General features: G+C 74.8%; 9 protein-coding genes. 5 read left to right on the top strand and 4 right to left on the bottom strand.

From position 1 onward, the window contains the following. Positions 1-156 precede the first annotated feature (156 nt). The 4 genes from ABZS66_RS34320 to ABZS66_RS34305 are packed head-to-tail and all read left to right on the top strand — an operon-like array spanning position 157 to position 5,226. Positions 157-1,116, top strand: coding sequence for a cytochrome d ubiquinol oxidase subunit II (locus ABZS66_RS34320; protein WP_354765060.1), 960 nt, complete (start codon positions 157-159; stop codon positions 1,114-1,116). A gap of 5 nt (positions 1,117-1,121) precedes the next feature. Then, on the top strand, positions 1,122-2,771 hold the full coding sequence (gene cydD, locus ABZS66_RS34315; protein WP_354765058.1) for a thiol reductant ABC exporter subunit CydD: 1,650 nt from the start codon (positions 1,122-1,124) through the stop codon (positions 2,769-2,771). After that, positions 2,768-4,486 carry a thiol reductant ABC exporter subunit CydC gene (gene cydC / locus ABZS66_RS34310; RefSeq protein ID WP_354765056.1) on the top strand — a complete coding sequence of 573 codons (1,719 nt, stop codon included), beginning with the start codon at positions 2,768-2,770 and terminating at the stop codon, positions 4,484-4,486. The genes cydD and cydC overlap by 4 nt, the downstream gene beginning before the upstream one ends. Positions 4,487-4,530: 44 nt before the next feature. Next, positions 4,531-5,226, top strand: a complete 696-nt coding sequence (locus ABZS66_RS34305) for a permease prefix domain 1-containing protein (protein ID WP_354765054.1) — start codon at positions 4,531-4,533, stop codon at positions 5,224-5,226. Between the two features lie 91 nt (positions 5,227-5,317). On the opposite strand, the gene ABZS66_RS34300 is transcribed toward ABZS66_RS34305, so the two are convergent. Beyond that, positions 5,318-5,650, bottom strand: coding sequence for a helix-turn-helix transcriptional regulator (locus ABZS66_RS34300; RefSeq protein WP_354765052.1), 333 nt, complete (start codon positions 5,648-5,650; stop codon positions 5,318-5,320). A gap of 102 nt (positions 5,651-5,752) precedes the next feature. On the opposite strand from ABZS66_RS34300, the gene ABZS66_RS34295 reads away from it, so the two are divergent. Next, positions 5,753-7,045 carry a hypothetical protein gene (locus ABZS66_RS34295; RefSeq protein ID WP_354765050.1) on the top strand — a complete coding sequence of 431 codons (1,293 nt, stop codon included), beginning with the start codon at positions 5,753-5,755 and terminating at the stop codon, positions 7,043-7,045. A gap of 14 nt (positions 7,046-7,059) precedes the next feature. On the opposite strand, the gene ABZS66_RS34290 is transcribed toward ABZS66_RS34295, so the two are convergent. The 3 genes from ABZS66_RS34290 to ABZS66_RS34280 form a co-directional block, all read right to left on the bottom strand. Further along, entirely contained in the window at positions 7,060-7,878 is an 819-nt protein-coding gene (locus ABZS66_RS34290; protein WP_354765048.1) for a hypothetical protein, read from the bottom strand. A gap of 32 nt (positions 7,879-7,910) precedes the next feature. Then, the gene (locus ABZS66_RS34285; RefSeq protein ID WP_354765046.1) at positions 7,911-8,813 is read right to left on the bottom strand and encodes a CPBP family intramembrane glutamic endopeptidase; all 903 of its coding nucleotides are present in this window, start codon (positions 8,811-8,813) and stop codon (positions 7,911-7,913) included. Between the two features lie 82 nt (positions 8,814-8,895). After that, the gene (locus tag ABZS66_RS34280; protein ID WP_354765044.1) at positions 8,896-10,155 is read right to left on the bottom strand and encodes an Ig-like domain-containing protein; all 1,260 of its coding nucleotides are present in this window, start codon (positions 10,153-10,155) and stop codon (positions 8,896-8,898) included. Between the last annotated feature and the right edge of the window lie 213 nt (positions 10,156-10,368).

Here is a 10,368-nt window from a genome sequence, read left to right as displayed (position 1 = left end):
CGAAGCGGAGGAGGCCGCTCATCATGGGCTCAGTGTGGGGCTCAGGCGGCCGGAGCGAAGCGGAGGCCGCATGAGTGGTTCCGGAGCGAAGCGGAGGAGGCCGCTCATCATGGGCTCAGTGTGGGGCTCAGGCGGCCGGAGTGAGGCGGAGGACGCGTGAGCACGTTCTGGTACGGCATTCTCGGCCTCCTGCTCGTGGCCTATTTCGCGCTCGGCGGGCTCGACCAGGGCGTGGCCATGCTGCTGGCGGCGATCCGCGGCAACGACGGCCGGCGCCGCGCGCTCAACGCGATCGGGCCGATGTTCCTCGGCAACGAGGTGTGGATCGTCGGCGCCGTCGGCGTGCTCGTCGCCGCGTTCCCGCGGGTCGAGGGCGAGCTGTTCGGCGCGGCGTACCCGGTGATCGCGGTCACGGTCCTCGCCCTGCTGCTGCTCAACGCGAGCGTGCAGCTGCGCAGCCGGGGCCGCCGCAGCGGCGGGTTCGACCTGGTCATCACGGTCAGTGGTGCGGTGCTCGCGCTCGGCTGGGGCGTGCTGCTGGGTGTCCTGCTGCACGGCGTGCCGCTCGGCGCGGACGGCCACGTGCACGGCTTCGCGCCCCTGGCCGACCCCGTCGTGTGGGCCACCGGTCTCGCGAACGCCCTGCTGGTCCTCACCCACGGCGCGGCGTTCCTGTCCTGGCGGCTCGCCGACGAGCGGATGCGCCGGACCGCCCGGCGGCTCGGCCCGGTCGCGGCGGGCGCGGTGCTGCTCGTCACCGGCGGCTGGTGGCTGACCGGGCCTGACGGTATCCGCAACCCGCTGGTCGGCACGCTGCTCGCCGGCGCGACCGCCCTCGCCGTCCTCGCCGCCGGACGCACGAGGTTCCCGGCCGCCCTTGTGGCCTGCGCCCTACCCGTGCTCGCGGTCGCGTCGGCGCTGTACCCCACCGTGCTAGCGTCCACGGTGGACCCGGGCGCGACGGTGACCGTCGACGACGCGGCGGCCGGCGGTGACACACTGCGACTGCTCGCCTTCGGCGCGGCGCCGCTGCTGCCGGTGCTCGTCGCCGTGCAGGTCTCCTGCTGGTGGCTGTTCCGGCAGCGGGAGCGCGTGCCCACCCCCCTCTACTGGTAGGGCGCGTGGACAGAAGACTGCTGCGGCTCGGGCCGGTCCGGCGATACGCCATCGTCCTGGCCGGCTCGGGGCTGCTGGCCGCGATCCTGGTGGTCGCCCAGGCCGTCAGCCTGGCGGCCGTGCTGGTCGCGGCCGTCGACGGCCGGCTCGACCGGACCGCGCTGCTCGTCTGCCTCACCGCGGTCGTCCTGCGCGGCGCCCACACCGCCGTCGCCGGGGCGGTCGCCGGCCGGGCGGCCGCCGGCGTCAAGGCGCACCTGCGCGCGGAGCTGCTCGCCAACGCCACCGGCCGCGGTCCTGGCTGGCTCGCCGGCAAGCGGGCGGGGGAGCTGGCGACGCTCGCCGGGCGGGGCATCGACGGCCTCGACGGGTACCTCACCGGCTACTTCCCGCAGGTCTTCCTGGCCGCCTTCGTCCCGGTCGCCTGCCTGGGCTGGCTCGCCCTCACCGACTTCACCTCGGCCGTGATCGTCGCCGTGACCCTGCCGCTCATCCCGGTCTTCGGCGCGCTGGTCGGCTGGCAGACCGGCGCCCGCACCAAGCGCCAGTGGCACCTGCTCCAGCGCCTCGGCGGGCACTTCCTCGACACCGTGCAGGGCCTGCCGACGCTGCGCTCGTTCGGGCGCGAACGGTCGCAGGTCCGCCGGGTCCACGCGATGGCCGACGCCTACCGGGTCGCCACGATGCGCACCCTGCGCCTGGCGTTCCTGTCGGCGCTCGTCCTGGAGCTCGTCGCCACCGTGTCCGTGGCGCTGGTCGCGGTGCCGGTCGGGCTGCGGCTGCTCGACGGCAGGCTGACCCTGGGCGCCGCGCTCGTGGTGCTGCTGCTCGCGCCGGAGGCCTACCTCCCGCTGCGGACGCTGGGCACCCGCTTCCACGCCAGCCAGGAAGGGCTCGCCGCCGCCGCGGAGGTTTTCGCGGTACTGCAGGAGCCGGCGCCCGTCACCACCGAGTCCCGGCTGCCGGCGTTGGACTCGCTGGTGCTCGACCGCGTGACGGTCATCTACGACGACGTGGTCGCGCTGCGCGACGCCTCGCTCACCGTGGCCGCCGGCGACCGGGTCGCGCTGGTCGGCCCGAGCGGCGGCGGCAAGTCCACGATCCTCGCCCTCGCGCTCGGCTTCGTGACACCGTCGTCGGGCCGCGTCCTCGTCGGCGGGGCCGGCGGGGTGGACCTTGCGTCGCTGGACCTGGCGGCCTGGCGGGCCCGGCTGGCCTGGATGCCGCAGCGGCCGCACCTGTTCGCCGGCAGCGTCCTCGACAACGTCCGCCTCGGCGCCCCGTCCGCCTCCCTCGACGCGGTCGTCGCGGCGGCCCGCGCGGCCGACGCCGACGAGTTCGTGCGCGCCCTCCCGGCGGGCTACGACACCGACCTGGCCGAGCACGGCCTGTCCAGCGGCCAGGTGCAGCGCCTCGCGATGGCCCGCGCCTGGCTCCGCCGGGACGCGGGCCTGCTGCTGCTCGACGAGCCGACGGCCCGCCTGGATCCGGCGAGCGAGGCGGCGGTGGTCGCGTCGGCGGCCCGCCTGGCGACCGGCCGCACGGCACTGCTCGTGGCCCACCGCCCGGCGTTGCTGTCGATCGCCACCCGGGTGGTCGAGGTCTCCTCGGGTGTACTGCTGGAGCGCACACCCCCCGCGACGGTGCCCGCATGACCGCGAACGCTGTCCCGGCGCCCGGTGGCGTCGCATCGCCCGGCGGCGGTGCGGCGGGTGGCGGCGCGGCTGCCGGGCGGGCGGTGCGGCTGGTGGGGGTCGGGGCGGCCGTGCGGCTGGTGTTCGCCGGGCTGCTCGGGGTCGCCACCGAGCTGGCCGGGGTCGGGCTGGTCGCGACGGCGGCCTGGATGATCGTGCGGGCCGCGGAGCAGCCACCGCTGGCGGCGCTGGCGGTGGCGATCGCCGGCGTGCGGGGGTTCGCGCTGCTGAAGGGCGGGCTGCGGTACGCGGAGCGGCTCGCCGGCCACGACGCCGTGCTGCGGGTCCTGGCCGACGTGCGCACCCGGGCCTTCGCCGCCCTCGCCGCCGACCGGCGGACGGCCACCGGCGCGGTCCGGAAGGGCGGCGGTGACGAGCTGAGCCGGGTGGTGTCCGATGTGGACGCCGTGCAGGACGCGATCCTGCGCGGGGTGCTGCCGGCCGCCGTGGCCGCCGTCGTCGGTGCCGGGGCCGTGGTCGTGACCGCCGTGGTCGCGCCGGCCGCCGGGCTGGTGCTGGCGGCCGGGCTGCTCGTCGCCGGAGTGCTGCTGCCGCTGGCCGGGCACGCGGTCAGCCGGCGGGAGTCGGCCGACATCGCGGCGGCCCGCGGGGCGGTCACCGCATCGGCCGTGGACGTGGTGCACGGGGTGGCCGAGCTGACCGCGTACGGAGCACTGCCCTCCGCCCTCGACCGGGCCGCGGCCGACGGGCGGCGGCTCGCCCGGCTGGAGAGCCGCGCCGCGACCGTGTCGGCCGTCGTCGGCGGGGTCGCCGCGCTGGTGCCCGCGCTGACGGCCGTCCTCGTCGCGCTCGTGGTCGACGGGAACACCGCCGCGGTGCTCGCGCTCGTGGCGCTCACCGTCGGCGAGGTGGTCGTCCCCCTCGCGTCCGCGGCCGTCCGCCAGTCCGAGCTGCGCGGCGCCCTCACCCGGGTGCGCAGCCTCATCGCGGCGGTCCCGGCCGAGGCCGTGGACGGGGTCGCGTCCGCCCGGCCCGGAGCGCCGGGGCCGCGGGCCGCAAACGCGGACGAATCCGTACCGGGCGCGGTCGGGCTGCGGCTGCGCGGGGTCACCGTGCGCTATCCCGGCGCCAACCGGGCCGCCCTCGACAGCGTCGATCTCGAGCTGCCGGCCGGGCGGCGGGTGGCCGTTGTCGGCAGCAGCGGGGCCGGGAAGTCCACGCTGCTCGCGGTGCTTGCCGGGCGGGTCGCCGTCGCGGGCGGCAGCGTCGGCGGGCTGCCCGCCGGGGTGGAGCGGTGGCGGATCGCCAACGGCGTGTTCGCCGACGCGCATGTGTTCCACGACACCGTGCGGGAGAACGTCAGCCTCTCCCGGGACGGGATCTCCGACGACGACGTGCGGCGGGCGCTGGCGGACGCGGGGCTGGGGGAGTACCGGGACCGTCTCGACGACGTCGTCGGGGAGGACGGCGGGCGGCTCTCCGGCGGGCAGCGGCAGCGGCTGCTGCTGGCCCGGGCGCTGGTGCGCGCGCCGGCGGTACTGCTGCTGGATGAGCCGACCGAGGGGCTCGACGCCGCCGCGGCGGACGCCGTGCTGGCGACCGCGCTGGCGGCGGCCGGGGACCGGACGGTGGTCGTGGTCACGCATCGGCAGGCCGACCTCGCGCGGTTCGACGACGTGGTGCGGGTCGAGGACGGGCGGCTGAGCCGGACCTGAGGCGCGGTTGACGGGTCCTTCGGCACTTGTGCGACCCTTGACGGGTGGACCGGAGCACCGTGCTGCACGACGGGCCCATCGAGCGGTATGCCGCCGGGCTCGCCGCGGCGCTGCGCGGGCCGCGCCGGGTCCGCGACGAGATGGTCGCCGAGGCCCGCGACGGCCTGCAGGACGCCGCGGAGGCGCTCGAGGAGGCCGGGCTCGACCGGGTCGCCGCCGAGCGGCGGGCCGTGGCCGACTTCGGCACCTATCGCCAGGTCGTCCCGTCCTACCAGGCCGAGCTGGCCAGCCACCAGGGCAAGCGGACGGCGCTGTGGATCGCGCTCGCGCTGCCGGTCATGATGCTGCTCGAGCCGCTCATGTGGTGGGACAGCCCGTGGAGCATCGACGAGCGGGCCAGCGCGCTGTACTGGGTGCTCGTCGAGCACTTCCAGCACACGTCGTTCGGGGCCGCCGCCGTGGCGGCGCTGGTCGTGGCCGGCTTCTCGTGGGGGAGCCGCTATCTGCGCGACGGCGTGCGGTACACCCGAATCGTCGGCTTCGGCACGATGGCCTTCCTCGGGCTGCACGGGCTCGTGGGGGCGGCCGTGTTCGTGCTCAGCATCATGCAGTGGCCGGCCGCCGCGACCTGGCCGCCGGTGATCGTCGGGATGCTCGTCAACGCCGCCGCGTTCGGTTACGCGGGGCTGCTCGCCGTGCGCTGCGTGACGGTGACCCGGTCGCCGGTGGTCGCGGCGTAACGCTCTGCGCGGTCGCCGCGTGACGCTTTGCCTGGTCGCCGGGGTTGCGGCCTAGCGCCTCACGCGGTCGCCGGGGTTGCGGCCTAGCGCCTTACGCGGTCGCCGGCGGGGGCATGAGCACCGCGCCGATCGTCGCCGTGAACTCCTCCCAGGCCGAGCGCTCCTCGGCGAGCACCTTGCGGCCGGCGTTGGTCAGCCGGTAGGTGCGCCGCTCCCGGCCGCCGACCGTCGACCAGGCGCTCTCGACATAACCGGCGCGCTCGAGCCGGCGTAACGCGGGATAGACGGTGCCGGTGGGCAGCGCGAGCGAACCGCCGCTGCGCTCCTGGAGGGCCTCGATGATCGCGTAACCGTGGCGGGGCTCGCCGTCGAGCACCGCGAGCAGCAGTGCGTCGAGATGTCCGCGCAGCGCATCCGCCTTCATGTGTAGCGAGTCTACGGGTTCCGCCGCCGTCACGCCACGGAGGGGGTTTATCGGTCCAGTCGTTGGGCAGACCCGCTGCACATCTTGGCGAACGGGAGAAGCATGAGGCGACGGGTCGAGGCCGCGCGCGACATCGAGCTGCTGTGGCCCAACGGGCTGGGAACGACCCTGGCGATCGCCTCCGGGCGCGCCCTCGCCTTCCGGCGCGGCGTCTCCAGACCGGCCACCTCAACCCCGCAGTGGAGCGCGCCGCGCGGGCGGCACGCCAAGCGCGAGCTCAACGCCGCCGCCGTCGCCGAGTGGCTGGTCGGGCAGTTCCCGGGTGGGCGCTACAGCGGCGTGGTGCTGGGCTCGCCGCACGGCGCGGCCGTGCACCTCGCGCTCGCCCTCGGGGTGCCCTGGCTTCCGGTGGCGTTCGAGGTGCCGACGCCGGAGGTCGCCGCCGGTGAACAGCCGACCGCCGACGGGCTGCGGCACGCCCGCGACATCCTCGACGCGAACCCCGACGTGACCGTCCGGCAGGTCTACGACCCCGTGTGGCGGGGCTGGTCCGGCACGACCGCCGCCTACGCGGTGGTCCGCTGGCAGCGTCTCCCGCCGGCGTACCGCGAGTTCGTCGCCGACCGCCTCACGCCCGACGCCCCGGTCATCATGGTGCGCGACGTGAGCCGCTGGCTGACCGTGCCCGGCGGCGCCGGCTACACGTTCCAGCTCGGCAGCCGGGCCAGCGGCCTGACGCCGGGCGACTACTACGACCGAAGCGACACCGGCGACCCCGGCATTTCCGGCGAGGGCGACCCGGAGGACAGCGACGGCGAGCGCTGCGTGGACCGCGGCCTGGTCGAGGACCTGCGCCGGTACGCCACCGCCCACAGCCACCCGGTCCGCCAGGTCCTCTACCGCCACCCCGACGTGCTCAGCGGCGCCGTCGCCGACCTGTACCGCGAATGGCTCCGCGAGGGCGACCGCACCGGCAACCGCCTCGCCGTCGAGTGCGGCCGCCTCCTCGACCCGTGGCACGTCCTGCGGGCCGGCCTCGTCCCGTACTGGACCGAGTACCCGCTGCGCTCGGCGGTCCGCTCGCTGACGTGGTGGCTGGCGGGCAGCGAGCCGTTCACGTCCGTCGACGTCTTCCCCGAGCCGCCGGGCATGCCGCTGCCGACGGTGGCCCACCTGTCGGAGTGGGAGGCCGTGGCCGGCTTCGCGACCCGCCACGGCCTGGTGGACCGCCGGTGCGCCCGCGCGTACCCGTCGGGCATGGTCCCGGCCCACCACGCGACCCAGGCGCTGCGCGGCCACCCGTACGACCTGCCGTACCTCCCACACGTCGACCCGGACGCCGCGCTGTCGGCCCTCGCCCAGAGCTCACAGACGGACGGCCTGCTGGTGCTGTAGTCCGCGGCGCGGTGTCAGGCCGTGGCGTCCTCGGACTTCTCCTTGTTCTTCTGAACCTTGCTGATTACGTCGTGCAGGGGCTTGGTGCCGCTGCCGACCACGATGCCCGTCACGATGGCGTCGGCCCAGACCGGGATGCCGTTCCAGCCGTCGCCCGCCATGGCGTGCAGGAGGTACAGGCCGCCGGCCGAGGAGGCCACCGTGGCCAGGGCCGTGGCGATGCCCCACGACACCAGGCCGCGGCTGGCGCGGCCCTTCTCCACCATCGACTTGGCGTGGGCGACCTGGATCAGGTCGTCGAGGGTGGCGTCGTGGTACTTGTTGGCCATGTTCGCGACGGCCTTCTCCAGCTCGCCGCGGGCGTGCCGGCCCGGCATGAACCGGGCGAACGGCTCCAGGACCCGCTCGACCGCGGTCGCGAACGCGAACAGCGCGGCGAAGATCGTCGTGGCGTCGGGCAGGCGGATCGCGGCAGCGTTGATCTTGTAGTGGTAGAAGGCCCACGAGACCGCGCCGCCCGCCGCGACGAGCAGGAACGCGGAGATGAGTGCGCCGATGCTCGCCTGCTGCGGAGGTACCGCGGCCGCCTCCCCGCCCGGGGTGGGCATCTCGCCGCCGGCGACCGCGACGGCGGCGCCGACCTCGCCCTCCACGATGCCGGGAGCGGCCGCGGCGGCGGCTCCCGGGTCCATCGGGCCGGGCTGGGCCGGGATCGAGCCCGGCTGGGGGACCTGCGCGCGGCCGACGGCCTGCGGCGCCGGGGCGACCGTGGCCGCGGCCACGACGCGGTTGGGGTTGGAGCCGAGGACGTTGGTACGTCGGACGAGAGCCATGCGGGGAGGCTAGCGCTCGTCGATGCCTCCGCTCACTCGGGGGCGGCGGACCGCAGCCGCGGCAAACCCGCAGGTGAAGCCAGGGTCTCGGCGGCGGAGAGGACCGGCGGATCGGCGGGGACCGGGGCCGCCGCGGCGGTCGGATCAAGGACTGCGGGACGCGGCCGGAGGCCGTCGGAGGCCGTCGCTTCGTGGGCGGCCAGGACCCGCGGGACGACCAGCAGGGCCATCAGGTCCCAGGCGGCGTGCACCGCGATCGGGGTCCACAGGCGCTCGGTGGCCGCGTAGAGCAGCGTCATGAGCAGGCCGAACACCGTGCTGAAGACGACGCCGCGCCAGGTCTGGTACCGGTGCTGCAGTCCGAACAGGACCGCCGGCAGCACGATCGCCGCCCACACCGGCAGGCCCACGCCGACAGCCGCCGCGATGAGCAGGCCGCGGAAGAAGACCTCCTCGCCGACGCCCACGCTCACCGAGAGCACAGCCGCCCAGGCGCGCTCGCGGGCGGTGCGCGGGTACAGGAGCGCGACCTGCCGCTGGAGCGCCTCGCCGCGGACCCGGCCGCCGGCCGCGCGGCGGCGGGCGGCCTGGAAGGCGCCGCCCAGCTGGACGCCGGCGAAGCCCAGCACGGCCAGGACGGTGAGGGCCGCGCCGGCGGCGTCGAGGCCGGCCAGGCCGACGTGGGTCAGCGTGAGGCCGGGCGCGCCGCCGACGATGGCGAGGGCGGCGAACGTGAGCAGCCAGGTGACGACCGCGCCGCGGCGCATGAGGCGGACCAGGCCGTTGGGCCGGCCGGCCAGCTGTTCGAGGATCCGGCGGTACTGCCGAGGGCCGGTGCGGATCGCGACCACGATCGGGACGAGCGTCAGGACGCCCAGGAGCACCAGGTCGGGGCCGGCGAGCTCGGGATCGATCCAGGTGAGCACGGCAGACATCCTGCAACGGCAGCGGGGCCGCTGTCTGCCCCGGATCGGAACCCGGGAGCAGGCCGGCGGCCCCGCTCGGTTGCGCTGTCGGTCAGGCGCTGGGGGAGGCGGTCACGCTCGGGGACGCGCTGCCCGAGGCGCCGGGGTCGGCCGCGGCCGTCTCCGCCGGCGGCGGCAGGGCGCTGCCCTTCACGTACTCGCTCCACGGCTTGTCCCAGTCGGTCCAGCCGTTGCCCCACGCCAGCTTGCGGGGCGTGCCCTTGACGATGTGGACGTCACCGATCTTGGTCAGGTTGAAGAGGAACTTCGCGTTGGCCTCGGAGACGTTGGTGCAGCCGTGCGAGACGTTGCGCTTGCCCTGGTCGCCGACCGACCACGGGGCCGAGTGGATGTACTCGCCGCCGCTGGTCGTGCGCTGCGTCCAGTACACCGTCTCACGGTACGGGTCGGACGGGTCGGTCGAGACGAACAGCTCGGACTGCTGCTTGTCCATGACCACCATCGCGCCGCTGGAGGATGGCGTCTTGGCCTTGCCGAGGCTCACCGGAATGGTCTTGATGACCTCGCCGTTCTTCTCCACCGTCATGTGGTGCGTCTTGTCGTCGGTGGTCATGATGATCTTGTCACCGATGGTGAAGTGCAGCGAGACGTCCTTGCTGCCGTAGCCGGTCTTGGTGAGCTGGAGCCCACCGGTGGCCAGCCGGACGGTGACCTTGGTGCCGGTCTGCCAGTACTCCTTCGGGCGGTAGTGCACCTCGCCGCCGTTGAACCAGTACCAGGTGCCGATCTGCGGCGGGTCGCTGGTGACCAGCAGCCGCTTCTCGACGTTCGCCCGCAGCTCCTGCGGAACGCTGGAGCCGAACCGGACGACGACCGGGATGGCCACGCCGTAGACCTTGTTGTCGGACAGCGCCGTGGAGACGTTGACCGTCTTGCCGGGCTTCGCCATGGTCGTGAACGTGATCTTCTTGCCGGCGCTGTCGCCGGCCGAAGTCACGGTTGCCGTGTACTGCGTGCCGTACTTGAGCTGCGTCGCCGGGACCCAGGACGCCCCGTCCGTGCGGAACCCACCCTGCACCGTCCCGCCGGCGGCGTCCGTCAGCGTCACCGTGGCGTTCGCGCCAGGGCTCGTCTGCAGTGCCAGTTCGGCGGCGGTGGAGATGTTGGTCGCGCCGTCGGCGGGCGCGGCAAAGGTTGCCTGAGGCAGCTCGGCGGACGCGGAAGCCGAGGGGCCGCCGGCACTGCCATCGGCGCCGGTCCACTTGGGCTTTTCGTCAGAGCTGCAAGCAGATAGGGCGATCACGCTGGTGAGAGCGGCGATCGTGGCCAGTGCGCGTGCGGAGACTCCCATGTCCACACCTCCTTCGTTGGGCTAGAGCATGCACCGATTTCAAAGCCGGTGTATCCCTGGTTTGTGCCACAGCGTTCAGTTTCTAGCTCCCCGGGCTTCGCCCGCGGCTTTGTGAGGGGTTCCCACCCCACACCCCCCATGCGCCGCTGCGCGGCGCACCAGGCGTCGGTGGTCACTCCATAACCCCTCTGTGCCGCTGCGCGACGCATCGGA

Origin of the sequence: Dactylosporangium sp. NPDC005572 (assembly GCF_040605515.1) — a bacterium.
GTDB lineage: Bacteria > Actinomycetota > Actinomycetes > Mycobacteriales > Micromonosporaceae > Dactylosporangium.
This window is presented reverse-complemented; position numbering and strand designations above follow the sequence as displayed.